The sequence below is a fragment of the Cellulosilyticum lentocellum DSM 5427 genome (assembly GCF_000178835.2).
GTDB classification, from domain to species: Bacteria; Bacillota; Clostridia; order Lachnospirales; family Cellulosilyticaceae; genus Cellulosilyticum; species Cellulosilyticum lentocellum.
Genome location: NC_015275.1, coordinates 20,457 through 40,576, shown reverse-complemented (window position 1 = coordinate 40,576; position 20,120 = coordinate 20,457). Strand labels below are relative to the sequence as shown.

General features: G+C 32.0%; 19 protein-coding genes. 6 read left to right on the top strand and 13 right to left on the bottom strand.

Features of this window, described 5'->3' with window-relative positions; genetic code table 11:
• Positions 1-3 precede the first annotated feature (3 nt).
• From CLOLE_RS21440 to CLOLE_RS00205, 3 genes are read right to left on the bottom strand one after another with little or no spacing between them, the layout of a single operon-like run.
• Positions 4-1,758 carry a sensor histidine kinase gene (locus CLOLE_RS21440; protein WP_013655094.1) on the bottom strand — a complete coding sequence of 585 codons (1,755 nt, stop codon included), beginning with the start codon at positions 1,756-1,758 and terminating at the stop codon, positions 4-6.
• Between the two features lie 20 nt (positions 1,759-1,778).
• On the bottom strand, positions 1,779-2,987 hold the full coding sequence (locus CLOLE_RS00210) for a hypothetical protein (RefSeq protein ID WP_013655093.1): 1,209 nt from the start codon (positions 2,985-2,987) through the stop codon (positions 1,779-1,781).
• Positions 2,988-2,989: 2 nt separating this feature from the next.
• Positions 2,990-3,937 carry a lipopolysaccharide biosynthesis protein gene (locus CLOLE_RS00205; RefSeq protein WP_013655092.1) on the bottom strand — a complete coding sequence of 316 codons (948 nt, stop codon included), beginning with the start codon at positions 3,935-3,937 and terminating at the stop codon, positions 2,990-2,992.
• A gap of 211 nt (positions 3,938-4,148) precedes the next feature.
• Here CLOLE_RS00205 and CLOLE_RS00200 point away from each other — a divergent pair, with 211 nt between their 5' ends.
• Positions 4,149-5,333 (top strand): ISL3 family transposase, encoded by a 1,185-nt coding sequence (locus CLOLE_RS00200; RefSeq protein ID WP_013655091.1) that lies wholly within the window; start codon positions 4,149-4,151, stop codon positions 5,331-5,333.
• A 138-nt stretch (positions 5,334-5,471) separates the two neighbouring features.
• Here CLOLE_RS00200 and CLOLE_RS00195 read toward each other — a convergent pair whose 3' ends face one another.
• The 5 genes from CLOLE_RS00195 to CLOLE_RS00175 all read right to left on the bottom strand — a co-directional run bounded on the left by CLOLE_RS00195 (position 5,472) and on the right by CLOLE_RS00175 (position 11,411).
• Positions 5,472-6,632 carry an ROK family transcriptional regulator gene (locus tag CLOLE_RS00195; RefSeq protein WP_013655090.1) on the bottom strand — a complete coding sequence of 387 codons (1,161 nt, stop codon included), beginning with the start codon at positions 6,630-6,632 and terminating at the stop codon, positions 5,472-5,474.
• A gap of 98 nt (positions 6,633-6,730) precedes the next feature.
• Positions 6,731-8,053, bottom strand: coding sequence for a xylose isomerase (gene xylA, locus CLOLE_RS00190; protein ID WP_013655089.1), 1,323 nt, complete (start codon positions 8,051-8,053; stop codon positions 6,731-6,733).
• A gap of 35 nt (positions 8,054-8,088) precedes the next feature.
• A complete protein-coding gene (gene xylB, locus CLOLE_RS00185) occupies positions 8,089-9,630 on the bottom strand; it encodes a xylulokinase (protein ID WP_013655088.1) in 1,542 nt (513 codons plus the stop codon).
• Positions 9,631-9,854: 224 nt separating this feature from the next.
• The gene (locus tag CLOLE_RS00180) at positions 9,855-10,457 is read right to left on the bottom strand and encodes a pentapeptide repeat-containing protein (protein WP_013655087.1); all 603 of its coding nucleotides are present in this window, start codon (positions 10,455-10,457) and stop codon (positions 9,855-9,857) included.
• Positions 10,458-10,637: 180 nt separating this feature from the next.
• Positions 10,638-11,411: an endonuclease/exonuclease/phosphatase family protein gene (locus CLOLE_RS00175; RefSeq protein WP_013655086.1), complete on the bottom strand. Its 774-nt coding sequence runs from the start codon at positions 11,409-11,411 to the stop codon at positions 10,638-10,640.
• A gap of 247 nt (positions 11,412-11,658) precedes the next feature.
• On the opposite strand from CLOLE_RS00175, the gene CLOLE_RS00170 reads away from it, so the two are divergent.
• From CLOLE_RS00170 to CLOLE_RS00150, 5 genes are all read left to right on the top strand, one after another.
• Entirely contained in the window at positions 11,659-11,946 is a 288-nt protein-coding gene (locus CLOLE_RS00170; protein WP_013655085.1) for a hypothetical protein, read from the top strand.
• Between the two features lie 101 nt (positions 11,947-12,047).
• Positions 12,048-12,482: a hypothetical protein gene (locus CLOLE_RS00165; RefSeq protein WP_013655084.1), complete on the top strand. Its 435-nt coding sequence runs from the start codon at positions 12,048-12,050 to the stop codon at positions 12,480-12,482.
• Between the two features lie 179 nt (positions 12,483-12,661).
• Positions 12,662-13,066 carry a DUF4342 domain-containing protein gene (locus tag CLOLE_RS00160; protein WP_013655083.1) on the top strand — a complete coding sequence of 135 codons (405 nt, stop codon included), beginning with the start codon at positions 12,662-12,664 and terminating at the stop codon, positions 13,064-13,066.
• A gap of 67 nt (positions 13,067-13,133) precedes the next feature.
• Entirely contained in the window at positions 13,134-13,847 is a 714-nt protein-coding gene (locus CLOLE_RS00155) for a response regulator transcription factor (protein WP_013655082.1), read from the top strand.
• Positions 13,834-15,021 carry a sensor histidine kinase gene (locus CLOLE_RS00150; RefSeq protein WP_013655081.1) on the top strand — a complete coding sequence of 396 codons (1,188 nt, stop codon included), beginning with the start codon at positions 13,834-13,836 and terminating at the stop codon, positions 15,019-15,021. Before CLOLE_RS00155 ends, CLOLE_RS00150 begins: the two co-directional genes overlap by 14 nt.
• A gap of 161 nt (positions 15,022-15,182) precedes the next feature.
• Here the strand turns inward: CLOLE_RS00150 and CLOLE_RS00145 are convergent, their stop codons facing one another.
• The 5 genes from CLOLE_RS00145 to holB form a co-directional block, all read right to left on the bottom strand.
• Positions 15,183-15,875: a TIGR00266 family protein gene (locus CLOLE_RS00145; RefSeq protein WP_013655080.1), complete on the bottom strand. Its 693-nt coding sequence runs from the start codon at positions 15,873-15,875 to the stop codon at positions 15,183-15,185.
• A gap of 150 nt (positions 15,876-16,025) precedes the next feature.
• A complete protein-coding gene (rsmI, locus tag CLOLE_RS00140) occupies positions 16,026-16,868 on the bottom strand; it encodes a 16S rRNA (cytidine(1402)-2'-O)-methyltransferase (RefSeq protein WP_013655079.1) in 843 nt (280 codons plus the stop codon).
• Between the two features lie 598 nt (positions 16,869-17,466).
• Complete coding sequence (locus CLOLE_RS23310) at positions 17,467-18,228, bottom strand: tRNA1(Val) (adenine(37)-N6)-methyltransferase (protein WP_013655078.1); 762 nt, start codon at positions 18,226-18,228, stop codon at positions 17,467-17,469.
• Positions 18,197-19,093, bottom strand: coding sequence for a PSP1 domain-containing protein (locus CLOLE_RS23305; protein WP_013655077.1), 897 nt, complete (start codon positions 19,091-19,093; stop codon positions 18,197-18,199). Before CLOLE_RS23305 ends, CLOLE_RS23310 begins: the two co-directional genes overlap by 32 nt.
• Positions 19,090-20,079, bottom strand: a complete 990-nt coding sequence (gene holB / locus CLOLE_RS00125; protein ID WP_041712836.1) for a DNA polymerase III subunit delta' — start codon at positions 20,077-20,079, stop codon at positions 19,090-19,092. The genes CLOLE_RS23305 and holB overlap by 4 nt, the downstream gene beginning before the upstream one ends.
• Between the last annotated feature and the right edge of the window lie 41 nt (positions 20,080-20,120).

Below are 20,120 nucleotides of genomic sequence, written 5' to 3'. Positions count from 1 at the left end.
TTATTATGTCCTAGGTAATCCTATTTTAAAGCTAATTAAATCTTCATTAATAGTCGCTCCTATTTCACCACCATGTAACTCTACTATATTTTTAGCAATGGCTAGCCCTAAACCACTTCCTCCTGCCATGCTATTCCTAGATTTATCTGCTCTATAAAAGCGTTCAAAGAAAAGTGATACCTCTTCTGGTGAGATATTTTCAAAAGCATTACTAACTGCGACGTAAATTTTGTCTCCTATAGCACGGAGCTCCACATATATAGCTTCTCCTTGTGGACTATACTTAATGGCATTTTCAATAAGATTTTCAAATACTCTTGTCATCTTCTGAATATCTACCTCTGCCGTAGTTCCTGTACTATCAATATAAGTTTCTATCTCGATATTTTTATCACTTGCTAAAGGCATGAGCTCCTCAATTAATTGATTCATTAAGTTACTCAAAGAAATTTTCTCTTTTTTTAATTTAATGGCTTGTTGATGGAATTTAGTTAGTTCAAAAAGGTCTTCAATTAATACCTTTAATTTTTCAGCCTTAGTATAGGCGATATCTAGGTACTTCACTTGATCTTCTTTATCGTGAAACCCTCCATCTTTTACTAAACCAATATATCCTATAATAGAAGTAAGTGGTGTTCTAAGATCATGAGCTACATTAGTAACAAGTTCATTCTTACTTTTTTCTGCTTGCATCTGTGCTTCTATCTGATATTTTAACTCTTTTTCCATGTGAGTGATAGATTGAGCTACCTCCGCTAATTCATCTTCACCTATTACTTCTATTTTATAATTTAAATTACCCTTTGAAATTTCTCCTAAGCACTCTGAAAGATATTCAATATAAGCCACCTTATCCCTAGTTAATCTAAAAATGATTAAAATAAATAAACCTGCACCTGCAATAAAGCCTAGAACATTACCTAAGTCTGTATGAACAGTATGTGAAAAAGGTTCTATGGCCGTTTCATTATATAAATAATACACTTCATTATTTAAAGTAACTGGATAAATACCTACAAATTTACTACTATCCCCACTAGCCTCACTATTATTGGTTTTTTGAATCGCATTAATCAAATTCAAACTATCCACTACACCATCTTGATACATAATCTTTCCTGTACCATCTACTAAATAAGTCACAGAATCGCTATAAAAGAAATAGTCACCTAATGCATTATCTAATATCTCTTTTATTCTTGCTTCTACTAGTATCTCTTTTGTCATTCCTCTAGAAGTAAAATACTCTGTTATAGCCTGATCAACATTTTCTTTACTCCAGGTATTGTTATGATACAACTCTAATAACTTGGTATAAAGTGCACTTAGAGCTGACTCTCTATTGTTATTTCCTGCATTTAACTCTTCTTCATTTAGTCCTAAAAGTTGCTCAATTCTATATTCATCTTCATATTGGATAGCTTCCTCTAAAGCAGTATAATCAATATTCTTACCAATATCTGATACCTCTAAATTATTAATTTCTTGTACCATATTGAGTAATTGATTTTGAACGTATTCTCTGCCTTCAGTATAAGTAACATATTCATTTGTTCCCATATCCGTACGATTAATAAAATGAGATACTACCAAGAAAACAACAGTTGCTGCCATAAGTGCCAATATCACCATAGCTAATAATTCTAACCATAAATGTTTTCCAACCGTTGTCTTTCCTCTTTCATAAACCTTACCTATTCTTTCCTTAAGAGGTAGCTTATTGATATGTTTGGGTTGTTTTTTCCTTCTAATCTTCATTATTTCACCTTCTTTTAGGCCTATTGTACTTCACTGCTATAGCCACCATCTATAATCTCTAATCTAGAATCTGAGTCAGCCTCTAAAGTAATCGGTGTAGAACCATCCCCATAGGTGTATATTTTCTCTCCTTTTGGTGATATGCCTTCTATTACATCAAATTCACTTAATACCTTGTTTCTATCTTCATAATAGTCATCATAATAGTCTTCAGTTTGGTTATTACTTAAATATTTCACTTGGAAGCCTTGAATATTAGAAGGTAAAGTTAAATTAACTGGCTCTGTAACATAACCTAATAATTTAATGTATTCAGGTATAACTGTTGTTTGTATATCTATAGAAGCACGTTCACCATTGAGTGCTATTTCTTTAAAAGCACCATTTAAGTTAATAATACTACTTTCATCTTCTACGGTAATCTTACATACACTATCTGATTTAGCATCTATACTATTACTATAACCTGCTACGTTAATCTTATCATATTTCCCTCTTAATTTAATATTAGAATAATTACTTGATAGTTTAATATTAGTAGGTATTTCTGACTCTACATAAATCTCTCTATTCTCTATATCTTGTATATCAATACCTTGGTACTGGCCTGTTAAATTAGCTTTTACCCTTCCTTGCACTTCTAATTGTGCTGGCTGATTAGAATGAATTTCTAATATTCCTGAATTGATATGTGCTGATATTTGCTCATAACTCCCTTTTAGTTTTACTTCTGAATATTCCATGTCAATTTCAAACTTTTTTACATCTATATCTTCTAGGTTAATGTTATTATCTCTATACTTACTATAGTAGCTATACTCATTGTTTTTTATCTGTATCGTATCATATGCCTTCTGAGGTAAATAGACTGTAAGACTTGCTTTATCCTCTTGAATTCCTAAATAGACTGTTATTTCTTTAGTTTGCTCCAAATTAACATAGGTGCTATTTCCTTTTGTTTTTACTTCTAATTCAAATTCAGGTGCCATACCTAGTAGGTCTGTAAAGTTTTGGCTAAACTCTACGTATGGTTTTCCTTGAGTTACTTCTACTTGGACAGGAATCTGGGAATCAATATAAATACTTTGTAGAGCATTTATATCTAAGTCCTGCTTATCATAGTCTGTGTATGCATTGAGCTCTTTATAATAAACTTGTCCAGCAATAACAGCACTTGTTATAAAGCCTATTCCAAATATTATGCTAAAAATAATAAGCCATTTCTTCATGTCTATCTCCCCTCCTGACTAGTGCGTATTCTTCTAGGCTTACGATATCTTTGTATTAGATTTCTTATTTGTTTAATCATCATAATAAATAGGATGGTTAAAATAGAACCAAAGGCCAGCGCCGTTATACTACTTGTTATTCCAAGGGCAATTAATAATGCACTAATTTGAGTAGCAAAAAAGCTGGTTATCCCTATAATGAATATTCCCACACCAAAAGAACCTACTATTCCAGCTATAAAAAATCCAAGAAAAGTAAGTATGACACTTCCAATAATCCCGATAAAAGGTAAAAGCATTAAAATAAGTATAAGTTTCGCTAGACGCATTCCCCATTTAACAAATCTGCTTCGCTCCTTCTTTTGATAATTATCCTTATAAGTTGAAAATGAAGTATCATTGTTTATATTATACGTATTATGATTTTCATGATATGTTTGTTCTTTGCTCATAGAATCTGTTATTTCTTTTTCAAAGGACTTTATATTTTCAGTAGATAGGTTAGCTAAATCTACTTTTTCTGATTTAATTTTACTTGTACTTATTTTATCTAAAGTTTCATTGATCTTACTTAAACGGCTTTTTCTAGCTGTAGATTTACTTTTTTCAAGTTCCTCTGCTACTTCTGCATTTTCTTGAACTAAGTTGGCTTCTTCCTTGGTTTGATTATTATCTATATTTATGCCCTCTTGAGTGATAGACATTTCTAAAAATGATTTGCTATCAGTAGTTTCTTTCTTCAAAATGTTTATTTCTTGAGTCGTATTAGCTTGCTTTGCAGACTCTAAATGAGGGAATGCTTGCTGATTTATATGCGATTTATTTTGTTCTTCTTTATCAAGTTCTACCTCTTGATTTTTACTATCTTCTTGGACTAAATCTTGTAGTTCTATCTCTTTTTGCATCTCATCCCCAAGAATATTGTAGCTTCTATAATCCCTTTTAGCCATTTTTTATCTCCTATCTTACTTGTTCTACTATTAGCATAACGGGTGTTTCTTAATATCTTTATCCTTTATGAATTAAGATTTCTTAAGAACTTAATATTCAAATATAAATGGCTCTACAATAAATGTTGGGGTTTGAAAAAATGATTGCATAATAAAAGAGCATTTTCAACAATCCTAAGTATGACTAATACTTACAGAAAGGTTGTCGACTATGCTCTCCTTTTATTATTCCCAAAAACTTCTTAATCTATCAGGTGTTTTAATAAAAGATATTATCCATACTGAAAATAAAACTATCTTTGAAATTGAAATGCAACGTAAACTTCACGCTTGCCCTTGTTGTGGCCATTCTACACAACGTATTCATGATTATCGCAGGCAAAAAATCAAAGATATTCCTTCCTTTGGTTCTCATACACTCCTTCTTCTTAGAAAAAGAAGATATGTTTGTCAATCTTGTGGTAAGCGTTTCTATGAAAGCATTGACTTTCTTCCTCGCTATCATCGCATGACCTCACGTTTAATTCTTTACGTTTTATCTCAGTTAGCTTCAACTTCTTCTTTTAAGAGTGTTGCTCAGCATGTTAATCTGTCTACTTCTACTGTTGTTAGGATTTTTGATAAACTTTCCTACTCACCATCTTCTTTACCTAAAGTATTAGCTATTGATGAGTTTAAAGGAAATACCAATCACGAGAAGTATCAGTGTATTATTACTGACCCTGAAAATCATAGAGTTCTAGATATTTTGCCTAATAGATATAAAACTCACTTAGCTTCATACCTATTAAAGTTTGATATTTCTCAAACCTCTATCTTTATTAGTGATATGTGGTCTACTTATCGTGACTTATCCCGTGAAATTTTCTCTTCTGCAACTTATGTCGTTGATAAATATCATTATGCTAGACAAGTTTTATGGGCTTTTGAAGCTGTTCGTAAAGAAGTACAAAAAGACTTTTGTGATCATCGAAGAAAATACTTTAAGCGATCTAAATCTCTACTCATTAAACACTATCATGACTTAAATAATGATCAAAAACAAAGACTTAATGTCATGCTTTATACAAGTGAAAAACTATCTAACGCCTATTTACTTAAGGAAAGTTTTTATGAGGTAATGGCATCAGAAGATTACAATACAGCCAAAGAACGACTTACAAAGTGGATCATTTATGCTGAAAACAGCGGTTTACCTCGCTTTGTTACAGCTGCTCAAACAATGAATAACTGGATAGGTGGCATTCTTAATTCATTTACTACACCTTACACAAATGGTTATACAGAAGGTATAAACAACAAAATCAAAGTTCTCAAACGCAACGCATATGGTTATCGTAACTTCGAAAGATTTAGAAGTAGAATACTACATATGTGTAATAAAAAAAGCAGCTAAGATAGATTTAAAAAATCTTCTTAACTGCTTCTACATCATCATACTTGGGATACCCCAACTATTGACATAGAGCCATATAAATAAAAGGAACTAGTTTATTCATGAATCTTCTAGTCCCTTCATTATTACCTATTCTTTTTATGTTTCACTTTCATTACTAATTTTATAGAAATCTAAGATTGGTAGAAGTGCCGCTCCTAAAGTAGTCGTATTCTTGATATCTGAAAAAGTAATATCCAAATCTAATCTTTCCATAATTTCATTGTATTTGTTAACAACATTTTGTAAGACAGTAGGTTGCGTCTTTATTAATCTTCCTACCTTTCCACCTATGATAAGCGTCTGAATATCTAAGACCATCGTGAGGTTATAGATAGTCATCATCAAAATCTCTATACCTTCTTCGAGTATCTCACATGCAATAGGATCATTCATTTTCACTAGCTTTTCAAATTTTAAAAAGCTCTTTATATTTTCTCCTGTACGTTGTTTGTAGCGATTAAGTAAGCTACGAGTAGATATATGATCCTCCACTTTATATGCTCGTCCAGTATCCTTTTCTACTAAACGCATATGGCCAAATTCACCCGCACGTCCACTTGTTCCTGTGTAAATTTCTCCATTTACAAAAATACCGCCACCTAAGCCTTCATTTATACCAATATAAATCAGATTTTTAAGTTCTTCATATTTACCAAGATTCTTTTCTGCTAATAAAGAAAGATTGGCTTCATTTTCTACATATACTGTATCGTCAAACAAATCATAGATTTGATTTAATGGAATTTCTTTATATCCCATATTTGTTTGTTCTATAGTACCTGAATTCTGATTAAGTGTTCCAGGAATAGAAATACCAATACCTAATAAATTTTCTTCTGGTATTTTAAGTTCTTCTACAACTTCATCTACTAGCTTTTTACCTTTTATGAAGTAAGTCATGAGTTGCTCTTCTTCGCAATCAACCTCCTTAGAAATAAGTACTTCATTTAATAAGTTCATTGCAGCTACTGCTACTTTATATTTCGTAATGCTCATCCCAATAGAAATTCTCGCATTAGGAATAAGCTTAATAATCTTAGGCTTTCTTCCACCTGTATAAATATCAGATTCTACCTCTTCAATAATACCAGCCTCTTTTAATTCGTTAATATTAGTAGTAACAGTAGGGATGCTAATTTTGAGTGTATAGGCAATATCTAGTTTGGTTAGGTTTTCACCTTTACCTATTAACTTTAGGATTTTCTTATAATTTGTTTCTTTTATTAAATTACCTTTTAAAATGACTCTTTTATTCATTACTCCTCCCCTTTACACTGTTATTTCTGTTTATATTATATATGATTTAAGTCTCTAAAGGTAGTTAAATCTGCCTTTAGAGACTTATTAATTCATATTTATTTATTGTTATAGATATATTGGTTAACTACGGTTTCTAACCATTCTTGTCTACCAGACTTATTAACGATAGGTTGTTGTTTAAGTGCATATGCTTCTAACTCTTTAAAACCTACGTTACCACTTACAATATCTTTACCAATACCTTCATTAAAGCTTGCATAACGATCTGCTACAAAATCTTCTAACACGCCATCTTTTAGTAAGTTATAAGCTACTTTTAAACCTTTTGCAAAGGTATCCATACCCGCAATATATGCGATAAATAAATCCGCTTCTTCAAATGAGCCTCTTCTTACTTTTGAGTCAAAGTTAAATCCACCTGGTGCAATACCGCCTGCTTTTAACACTTCGTACATAGCCATTGTTGCATCATAGATATTTGTTGGGAATTGGTCTGTATCCCACCCTAGCATAAGGTCTCCCTGGTTCGCATCAATACTTCCTAATACGTTGTTAATTCGGCTCATATTGAGTTCATGTTGGAAAGTATGCCCTGCAAGTGTAGCATGGTTAGCTTCGATATTCATTTTGAAGTATGTATCTAAGTTGTATTTTCTAAGGAATGCAAGTACGGTTGCTGTATCAAAGTCGTATTGATGTTTTGTAGGTTCTTTTGGTTTTGGCTCGATAAGGAATTGTCCTGTGAAACCAATTTCTTTAGCATAATCTACTGCCATTTGTAAAAGTCTTGCAAAGTTGTCAAGTTCAAGACCTGTATCTGTGTTTAAGAGTGTTTCATAACCTTCTCTACCACCCCAGAATACATAGTTTTCTCCTCCTAATTCTTTTGTTACTTCGATTGCTTTCTTAATTTGAGCTGCCGCATAAGCAAATACTTCTGCATTGCAAGTTGTTCCTGCACCATGCATGAAACGTTTGTTATTAAAGCAGTTAGCTGTTCCCCAAAGAAGTTTAATGCCTGTTTCTTGCATTTTAACTTTGATGTAAGCTACTACTTCATCAAGAATTTGATTAGTTTCAGCAAGGTCTTTACCTTCTGGTGCAATATCTCTATCATGGAAACAGAAATATTCAATCCCTAATTTTTGCATAAATTCAAAGCCAGCATCTACTTTAGCTTTTGCCATTTCAATAGGATTAGCTATTTGGTTCCAAGGTCTAGCTGCTGTAGTAGAACCAAATGGATCTCCACCTTCAGCACAAAGTGTGTGCCAGTAAGACATTGCAAAACGTAAATGTTCTGCCATTGTCTTATCACCTACTTTTTCGTCTTTGTTATAATGTTTGAATGCAAGTGGGTTTACTGAATCTGCCCCTTCAAATGGGATTACCCCAATTCCTTTAAAAAATTCTGCCATTTTTTATTCCTCCTTAGGATTAAAATTATTTTATTTTAGTTATTTAAGCCACTAAGCTTATCATGATGTTCTTTAAAAGTATCTTTTAGCTGGGTATATAAAATCTTATAAATTGGATAGAATTTCTTATAATAAGCTACATTTTCTGAAATAGGTGCTTGTGTTGTTTTAATGCCTATTATTCTTTCACAAGCTTCTTTCTCATCTTTATAAATACCAGTTCCTACACCGGCCAGTATAGCTACACCCAAAGCAGGTCCTTCTGATACATTGATTGTTTTGACTTCTGTATCAAATAAATCAGCATGGATTTGACGCCATACATCACTTTTACCACCGCCACCTGATATTTTTACACTAGTGATTGGAATATTGTTAGCTTTAATGAGTTCGAAACAGTCTAATAAGCTATATCCTACACCTTCCATAATAGCTTTTACCATATGACCTTTACCTTGAGATGCTCTTACGCCAAAGAATACACCACTTGCGTAAGGATCCATATGTGGTGTGCGTTCCCCCATAAGGTAAGGTAAATAAATAAGGCCTTCACTACCTGTACTTACTTCTCTAGCCTGATCAGTCAAAATTTCATATACATCACAATTTTTTTCTATTGCTATTTCCTTTTCTTCTTTGCAAAAAGTATCTCTATACCACTTCAAAGATAAACCAGCGCCTTGTGTAACTCCCATAACATGCCAGGTATTAGGAATAGCATGACAGAAAGTTTGTATACGTCCTTCTGGATCTGTTACAACTTCATCTGTATAAGCAAATACAACTCCTGAAGAACCAATAGTTGCTGATACATCTCCTGTAGCTACAATACCATTTCCTATAGCTCCAGCTGCTTGATCTCCTGCTCCTCCTACTACGGCTGTTGTTTCACTTAATCCTGTTTCAATAGCCACCTTGCTTGAAACATAGCCTGTTATTGCATGAGATTCTACTACTGGTGCCAAAAGAACTTTATCAATATCTAGAATTTCTAATAGTTCATCGCTCCACTCTCTCTTATGTATATCTAACATCTGCATACCACTAGCATCCGATACTTCTGTCATAAATTCTCCGGTTAACTGGTAGCGAATGTAATCCTTTGGCAAGAGTACCTTATTAATACGTGCATAAACTTCTGGCTCATGTTTTCTTACCCAAAGTAGTTTAGATAAAGTGAAGGCTGGTATAGCTACATTTCCAGTTATAGAAACTAGTTTTTCTCTACCTACCTGCTCTTCCATCTCCTTAGCTACTTCTGTTGTTCTATTATCACACCAAATAATAGCATCTCTTAATACTTTGCCATTCTCATCTAATAGCACTAAGCCATGCATTTGTCCTGAAAGTCCTATACCCTTAATTTCACTTGTATTAATAGCTGACTTTTTTACAACCTCTACCAAGCTTGTTTTAGTTGCTTCCCACCATGACTCTGGCTTTTGTTCAGCCCAACCAACTTTTTTTTGAATAATGTCATACTCTTGTAATGAGCTACTAATAACCTTTCCTGTCTCATCAAAAAGTACAGTTTTAGTTCCAGATGTCCCTATATCTATTCCTATTAAATATACCAAGCTCCTTCCCTCCTTTTATTTTAATTAACTTGATTTTAATACTTTTCAAATTATTTTTCAATACTTTTTATAACTATTTTAAAAAGTTTTTTATTTATTTTGTTTAACTAATTTTCAAACAGGATCTCACTTATGTTTTTCACTACTTTTTTCATATAAAAAAAGCAGTAGTCAAGTTGCTTTCAACCTTACCTACTGCTTTTTAACTATAAACAATCTAAATCCTATATACTGCCTTCTCTTTCCTCCATCACCTGTATTCCTAACATCTTACTAAAGTCCACAGCTTGGGTTGGTGATAATCTTAATCCTCTTACATCTTCTATCCTTAAATTAATGCCGTCAATAATGCAGCTACTTAGATCTATGCCTTTTAGCTTTGTTCCGCTTAACTCCGCTCTTTGCATTTCACAATATTTAAACTGTACGTTGTTCATCTTACATACGCTAAAACCTGCTTGATTCATACGACATTCATTAAAAGTAACATCTTTTAGATTGCTTCCTCCTAATACAAGGTAATCGCACTGACAACCATTAAAAAGTACTTCTCTCATAGAAGATTCCATTAAATGTGTTCCTATTAATTTACAACTAATAAACTCGCTATGATGAAAAATGGCTTTATCAATGTTAATATTAGATAAATCACAGTTTTCAAATCTCACATGAAGAAACTCAGTACTTTCCCAATCAATATCCATAAAGCTAACATTTTTAAAAACTACATCTCTAAAAATAACATTACATGCATTTGACTCCTCTATACTACAATCTTTGATTGTTAGCTCATTGAATTCATCCTCATCATTAATGATATAACTCATTGTATTTCCCCCTTATCATTTTATATTTCGCCTCTGTATCTTCTGTAGTCTTATATATTTTTGGTTTTATCTGATTCCAATAACTCTTTTTACTGCTTCCTACTTATCCTATTTATTACATTCTATTTTTTAGACAGTCTCCCTTTTTATTATTATGACATATGCTATGGGTATACCTTATCACAAATTAATCTCTGCTAAAATAGGATAATGGTCTGAGGGATATTTATTATTTTTTTGATATTTGATAATCTCTACATCTTTAATTTCAAATTCCTCTGATACAAAAATATAGTCTATGTGTAACCCTCTTGTTTTTCCTTTGAAATGCCCCATTGTCGCCTCATTGTAAATTTCCTTCCTAACATCTTGAACTGCTATAAAACGTTTATCGCTATAGCTTCCCTGTGAAAACTGTTGAATTAATTTACTTTGTGGCCCAGCATTAAAGTCCCCCATTAAAATACAAGGTAATTTTTCCTTTTGATAACACTCTCCAACATACTCTCCAATCTTTTTTAAACCATATTCTCTAGCAGATGGTAGTAAACAATCAAGATGTGTATTATAAATCCTTATTTTTAAGTTATTAGCTAATTGAATAACAGCCGTAGTACAAATACGAGGAAACATAGAATACCAGACAGAACTTCCTGTTTTGCTAGGTGTTTTCGATAACCAAAAGGTTTCCTCTTCTAAAAGATTATAATCCTCTTTAACCAATAAATTATTCCTCTCATTAAAATAACGTTTTGTTCTACCCTTGCCTATTATATAGTAGCCATCTATGGCTTTGTTTAAATCCATATACATACGATCTGTTACTTCTTGTAAGCCTACTACATCACAATCATACTTTTTGATAACTTCATAAACTATCTCGGAACGATGCCTCCATCTATTACGTACATCCAATATACTATCTGCTCTTACATTAAAACTCATTACTTTCATTTTTAGTGCCTCTTTCTCCATCATTTATATCTACTATTTTATTGTGTCTTAAAATTTATTCTTTGAAACTATGTATATTATTTAAATTTTAGCGAATACTATGTTTCTAAGTTTCCTGTTTTTTAACATATCTGTGCTACTTGCCTCATAGTTATAATAATAGGGACTTTAACCTTAGTTATAATACATCATCTAAAAATAATCCATAGGTTATTACACTATAATAAAAAGGAGGTTATGTATAGCTATGGACAAAAAACAACAACTACTTCAATATCTTAATTCTCACCTTTTTCTACCTGTATTAGAATCCCCCTATGCCTCCTCACAACTCAAGTATGATTTTGAGCATACTAGACAAACCTTAGAAGAGTTCTCAGCCGAAGGCATATTGTTTTACATTTGGAACTCCTTTGCTAATAGTGAATCTCAAAGGATTTTATCTAATCGATTACTAGATGAAGGATTTATTAACTATGAGCATACTCTAGATCAATTTAAAAATGAATACACTTACGAATGGCTTATGTCTTAATATTACAAAGTTGATACTCTCCCTTAATTTGGTTATAATAAGATTAATAGAATTTAATATCAATCTTAATTAATCCACGAAGGATAAGGAGCTACTATTTTATGAGACGCTACGCCAAATTATCATCTATTGATAAAAAACTTTTCATAGACATTCTTAAATTCTTTTTTGATAAATGTGATAAAGTGAATATCTATTTTCCTAATACAACTAAAAATGCCCAAGCTAAAGAAATTAATACTTTTAAAACAAATTTTTTAGCTGCTACTCATATCATTGAAAACCCAGAAGAACTAGGAAACCTAGAAGAATCACTTGAAGAAAAAGATGGTTTCTCTATGATTATTGCTTCTCTCACTGAAGAAGTAAAAGAGCTTATTATTCAGATGAAATCTAATCTTTCTTTAAATCTTGGCCTTATTCAAGGTGATAAAGTGCTTTTCTATCTAGGGGATGAAGATGAATGTGTTGTTGAGGCAGATGAAGATTCTGATATCTTTAAGTCTACCCTCTTTGATACTTTTAAAACGATTTAATCTAGAATACATGATTTTTCTTAAAGCCATATTCTCCCACTTTACAGAGAATATGGCTTTATTGCTTTTCTCATTAATTTTTAATAATCCATTTATGTTACTCTCATGAATAAAGGGTATATTATTACTATAGGAATATATCCTATTCATTAATAAACTTATAGAAAGGAGTTTACCTCATGGGAAATATAACTTTAGAACAAATTGATCTTATCATGCAACGTACACATGTTTCTTATTCAGAAGCTAAAGAAGCCTTAGAACAAGCTAATGGGGATATTCTAGAGGCATTGCTCCTACTAGAAAGAAAAGAAAAAGCGCCTAAAAAGGATAATCACTCTACTACCGAAAAGGTTACTTCTTTTGTCGATAATCTTAATAATACTACATTTATTATGGAAAAAGGTGGGCGTACTTATATAGATGTTCCCTTGTCTATTGCTATCATTACATTTATTCTTTGTTTTCATGTATCTCTTATTGCTTTGGTTATCTCTTTAATCATTGGTATAAAAATTCAGGTTAAAGGTGAGAATGAAATTGCTCGAAAAATTAAATCTACCTTTGACGATTTTACTAAATAATTTAGACTGACTAAATTTCTTTTAATTTCTTTTATTATGGTATAATAAAAGAAAACATTTAAGCTTTTTGTTTATTTATAAAGAGGGTGATTTTATCAAACGTATATTAATCATTGAAGATGAGGTAAAAATTGCACGTTTTCTTCAGTTAGAACTCCAGCATGAAGGCTATGACGTTAATATGTCTCATGATGGACGCGAAGGCCTTAATATGGCACTTGAAAATAACTATGATCTACTTATTTTAGATGTTATGCTTCCTTCTTTAAATGGTATGGAAGTTTTAAGGCGTATTAGACAAGTTTCAAGTTTGCCTGTTATTATGCTAACAGCTAAAGATGATGTCATGGATAAAGTAATGGGACTAGATTTAGGGGCACAAGATTACATAACTAAACCTTTTGCCATCGAAGAACTTTTAGCAAGAATCCGTGTACTTTTTAAATTAAAAGCTACTACTCCAACTGCTACTCCTGAAGTTCTTAAATGTGGCCAGTTAACTTTGGATCCAGAACGTTATGAGGTAAGCTATAATAATATTCCTTTAGCGCTTACCAAAAAGGAATTCGAATTACTTCAATTCCTTATGCTGAATAAAAACTTACTTATTACTAGAGAACAAATTCTCGAAAAGGTATGGGGATATGACTATTTAGGGGATACTAATGTTGTAGATGTTTATATCCGTTACTTAAGAAATAAAATTGACCAAAGGTTTGAAGATAAATTAATTTATACGGTTAGAGGAATGGGGTATCAAATAAAAGATGGAGAAAGCTAATTCTAAGAAAAAATCACCTGTTAGACTTATTGGCTCCGGCTTTATTTTTATCCTGAAAATTTTAGGTGCCATTTTAAATGGTACCTTTCTTGTTATCTTTAATCTTATAGGTTCTTTTTTTAAGAAATATCGTTTTTCTATTAGTTTCAAGGTCAACTTACTTTATAGCGTACTTTATACCTTCCTTTTTTGTTTAACTTATTTTACTACTCAATCTATCTATGTTTCGCACTTTAGAGATAATGCCGCCTTGCACCCTATTCTTAGAAATTTTAATGTACTTTTAAGTGTAGCTATTTTAATATCTTTACCTCTATTTTTAAGTATAGGACATTACTTGGTAACCATGATGCTTACTCCTATTAAAGATATGACTACTAAAGTGCAGAATATTAACGGTAATGATTTAATGACTAGATTAGATACAGACCTCTCTAAGGATGAATTAAAGGACTTAGCTATTACCTTTAATCAAATGATGGACCGTATTCAAGTTTATGTAGAACGACAAAAACAATTTGCTTCGGATGTCTCTCATGAGCTGCGTACGCCCCTCGCTATTATTCAAGGCTACGCTGATATGCTGGAACGTTGGGGAAAAGACAATCCTCAGATCCTAGAAGAAAGTATTTCTTCAATTGCCGAAGAAACAGCCAATATGAATACCCTTTTGGAAAAGCTTCTTTTCTTATCTCGTAGTGATAAACATACTTTAAAGGTGGATATCAATACCATAGATTTATCTGCTCTTTGTAATGATATCTTGAGAGAAACCAGCTTTATTGATGATGCTCATCAACTTATCTCTAAAGTCAGTCCTAATGTTATGCTTAAAGGGGATAGTGCTCTTATTAAAGAACTTATTCGTATACTAGTAGACAATGCTTTAAAATATACTCCTGAAGGAGGTAGTATTACACTAGGTTGTGCTACCACTAATCAAAATATCGTATTATCCGTCAAGGATACTGGTATAGGTATTCCTAAAGAACATATTCATAAACTCTTTGAACGCTTTTATAGAGTAGATGAGGCCCGCAATAAAAACACTGGTGGAACAGGCTTAGGTTTAGCTATTGCACATGAAATTGCCGAGACCCATCAAGCTAAGATTTTTGTTAATAGTGATATTGATGAAGGTACAGAATTTGTTATCTTTTTTCCACACGAATAGTTCTAATAGTGTGAAGGACTCTTTGAATAGAAAAATACCTAAATAAATTTCTCTTATGAACATAGAAAAACGTCTTAAAAAGGCTATAACCTAATTAAGACGTTTTTCCATAAACAATTTTAATTCACACACATACTTAATGAATAAGCTAACAATGATATTTAATTATGACTCGCCTTTGTAAATCCCATTTTACATAACCAACCATCAAAGCCTTTAGGATTACGAGTCTGAATTAATACAACTCCTGGCCCACGAAAGCGACATACGAGACATTCTCCAGAAGCAATACTCCTTAACCAGCCATTATTAGAAGCTTTTTCAATATTATATTGCATATAATCGGCCCATGCTACCAGATGTCCATTATCTACTATGTACTCTTCTCCTGGTTCTAAATTAATGGCATGAATAGAACCATACGAACTTAAAAACACAGTTCCTCTTCCACTCACATTTAAAATGAAAAATCCTTCTCCTGAAAACATACCTCGAACTAAATTTTGAGCTTTGGTACTTACCTCAACACCTTCTGTAGATGCTAAAAATCCATCTTTTTGTACACGTAAACCATATGACCCATCTAATTCTACATCAATAATATCTCCTGGAAGAGGATGTCCAAATAATACTTCTCCATCCCCTCTGACAGCAGTCAAATATTGAAAGAAGAAACTCTCTCCCGCTAACATACGTGTAAGACCTCTTACAATGCCTCCTTCTGTTCCTCCTGTAATATCAATCGTATTAGACATGCCTATCATGGCATCTGATTCTGCCTTGATTCGTTCGCCTCTACTTAATTGATACTTTACAATAGGAAAAGCCCTTTCATACAAAATTTCGTACTTCATTTCTTGTCCCCCTTAAATTAATAAAAAATATATTTCTAGCTATATCAACTCTGCTTATGAAAATGTTAACAATCTTATATTGCTTATATTTATATTACTTATACTTATATTACTTTTTTACGTATTCTTATTCTTTAACAAATACGACCACTACTGATGAATAACAGCATAAATATCTCTTTTACTCACACCTCTATCCTTTGCTACCTGTTTCATCGCATTCTTTTCATCCATTCCTTTACTGGTATAGATTTTCATATGCTCTTCAATAGACATGTTACTCCATCCTTCTTGGATTTCCTCTTGAAGTTCTTTTTCATCTTTACCTGCTAGAATTAATACATATTCTCCTCTAGGTTCTTCTATTTCAAAGTGCCCAATAGCTCCTGATAAAGTAGTTTTCAATACAGTTTCGTACTTCTTAGTCAATTCTTTAGTTACTGTAATCCCTCTATCACCTATTGCTTCATATAAGGTTTCCAAAGTCTTAATTAAACGATGTGGTGCTTCATACAGAATTACTGTTCTTGTTTCATCTTTTAATCTATCTAGAACTTGAACTTTTTCTTTTTTATTAGTTGGCAAGAAACCTTCAAATATAAATCTTCTTGTAGATTGTCCAGAAATAATAAGTGCTGTAATCCCTGCTACTGCTCCAGGTGCAGAAGTTACAGTAATACCTTCCTCTAATGCTAATCTAGTTAAATCTTCCCCCGGATCCGAAATACCTGGTGTCCCTGCATCTGTTACTAAAACGATATTTTTTCCTTCTTTTAAAAGACGAATTAATTCTGGCCCTTTTTCTATTTTATTATGTTCATGATAACTAATTAATTTTGTATGAATATCAAAATGATTTAATAATTTCTTTGTATGTCTAGTATCCTCTGCTGCAATAAAATCTGCTTCTGTTAGTAATCTAACTGCTCTATATGTTATATCTTCTAAATTACCTATTGGTGTCGCACATAAGGTAAGTATGCCATAATCCATTTCATGGTCCTCTCTTATCTTTCGTATTAATACTCTTTTTATATTATATAGCCTTTTTTAAAATTTATATACCCTCCTATATAGAACTTATTATTTTAAGATCATATAGCAGCACACTTATCTCACCATTTAATTTTATAAAAGTACTAATCTTTACTATGCACCATTTATTTTATATGAAGCTATCTACTATGCTACTACCCTTTTTCCTCTAGTATATCTATTTTCTATTCTAGATTTCCTATTAAATATCATATTTGTACATCTTCTCCTGCCGATATGATAGATTAATAAATTCAATTTATTTACTATATTTATCATGTTATTTATACCTCAGAGATTTGCCTACTCCTTATTAAACATACGAATCATATCTTCCATATTATAGTTTGCTCAATATTTTTATTATTTTTTATACTGCAAATGTCTTTCTTATAAAAAGTGCTTTTAAAAATTAGTGTCTATTAATCTCAATAAATAAAAGCGCTATATAACTAGAAATTTATACTAGTTATATAACGCTTTTATATTTAGAAAAATCCCTCTTCTATTTTATAGAGTATTTATGCATTTCATGGCTGAGCTTTTATTCTAAGCCTTATTCTTGACGGCCCTTTTTTCCATAAATCTCATTAATTTCATCAGTATAAGTGCCATCCTCATTATAGACGGTTAAAGGTGATTGAACCCTTAATTCAGGTTTCCCATTCTTAACACCCTCTACTAATACCATAGTTGGTTCCTTGCCTTGCTTAGGATAAATCATTCGCATAACCTTTGGTTCAATATTATATTGTCTCATGGTAGCAAAGATATCCACCAAGCGATGAGGTCTATGAATCATACACATCTTTCCACCATATTTTAACATATAGCTTGTCGCAGAAATAATATCTTCTAATGTACATGCTACTTCATGCCTAGCAATGGTTTTCGAAGGATGTTCATTTTTAAGACCTGCATGTCCTTTCATATATGGTGGATTACAAGTAATAATATCAAAATAGCCTGTGCTAAAGTGTTCCTTATAATCTTTAATATCCATAACCTTCATTGTTACATCTGTATCTATTTCATTTAACTTAACGGACCTGCTTGCCATTTCTATCATTTCTTCTTGGATATCAATACCTGTAAAATGACCTTTACCATAAATAGCATGCATGACAATAGGAATAATTCCCGTTCCAGTACCTATATCTAATACCTTCTGCCTTTGATTATTTACCTTTGCAAAATGAGCCAATAAAATAGCATCAATCCCGAAGCAAAATACCTCGGGATTTTGTATTAATTTATAACCATTTCTCTCTAAGTCATCAACTCTCTCATTCGAGCGTACTAAAGTCAAATCCTTCATACTCTTTGTCTATTTCTCCTCCATTGTGGCAACCTCCACATTTCTTCTTCTTAACAATCTTAAGGTCTGTAGAATGATACATAATTGCCTCTTTTTCATCTTTATCTTTCTTCTGAACAGCTACTTTAATTTGCTCACGAAGAACATTTACAGACAATACTTCACCTTTTCCATCTGGTGTTATAACAATATCACCTACAACAGGTAGACGTCCTCTGATTTCAACATAGCAATCCTGTTCATACTTTAAACAACACATTAATCTACCGCAGATTCCTGATATCTTAATAGGATTAAGTGATAAACTTTGCTCCTTCGCCATTTTTATAGATACAGGTTGAAAATCTCCTAAAAATGAGTTGCAGCATAAAGAACGTCCACAAATTCCTATACCACCGCACATTTTAGTTTCATCTCTTACACCTATTTGTCTAAGTTCAATACGTGTCTTAAAGATAGAAGCTAATTCTTTGACTAACTCTCTAAAATCTACACGTTCGTAAGACGTAAAATAAAATAGAACTTTATTATTATCAAAAGTATATTCTACATCGATTAGTTTCATATCTAATTGATGCTTGATAATCTTTTCTTTACAAATAAAGAAGGCCTCTTTTTCCTTTACTTTATTCTGCTTATATCTCTCATCATCTTCTTCTGTTGCCAATCGAATTACCTTTTTTAGAGGTTGTACCACTTCTTCTTCTGCTACCTCTTTATTAGGAATTACCACTTCTCCATATTCTACTCCCCTTGCTGTTTCAACAATGGCATGTTGCCCTTGATTATATAACACATTATCCTCGGGTGCAAAATAATAGACTTTACCGGCACGTCTGAATCTTATACCAATAACAGTTATCATTTTTTTCTCTCCTTCAATTTGAGTAATAAATTCTCTATAACAAACGTACTATATATATTCTGCTTTATATCTAAAATTGCATGTTTAATCGATTCTATATTCTGACTAACTTTATTATACGTTAATTTTTGGGACATGTCCAACAACTGTTTTTGGTAATCCAAATAATATAAATCTCTACTATTAGTGGTCTTTATTACTGCTATATCTCTATACCAAAACAACCAAAATTCTAAAATTTTCTCAATGTCTTCTTTTTGATCTGTTATTTCCTTTACTAAGTCATATAATTGTAATAAGTTGGCTTTATTTAGTCTCTCTATATACTCTACACTTTGCTTTCTAAGTTGTAAATAAAGTTCATCTTGAAGAATATCATTGATAACACCTATGCTACCTTCTGACAGCTTAGTATATACCTCTTTTTCTTCTCCACTTATACCTTTACGTTCCAAATATGAACTCATTTTTTCCTTACTTAATGGATTAAATCTTACTGTTATACAACGAGATTTAATAGTAGGTAACATGCTAGCTAAATTCTCACAAACTAAAATAACAATACCATAGCTAGGTGGCTCCTCTATAGTTTTTAGCATTGCATTTTGACCTTGTACATTAATTGTATCTGCTGCATTAACAATAATAATTTTATGTTCAGCCTGATAAGGTTTAATCTCCATTTCTCTTACGATATTCTCTCTAATGTTATCTACCTTTATAACCTTTGTATCTTTTTCAATCGTAATAATGTCAGGATGAGTTCCCACTTCAACCATATGGCAAGATTGGCACTCATTACAAGCCTTATCATTTTTTCTTTGCTCACACAAAATAGCCTTTGCTAACTTTCTAGCAAAAGTTTTTTTTCCTACACCATAAGGCCCTTCAAATATATAGCTATGGGATAAATGATTTTTAGTTAATGCTTTAATGAAATATTCTTTTGCATCTTCATTACCTATTATATCTTGAAATTCCTTCATTCCCAGTCGCAGTAAGGAAATATTCCTCACTACCCTCCTTT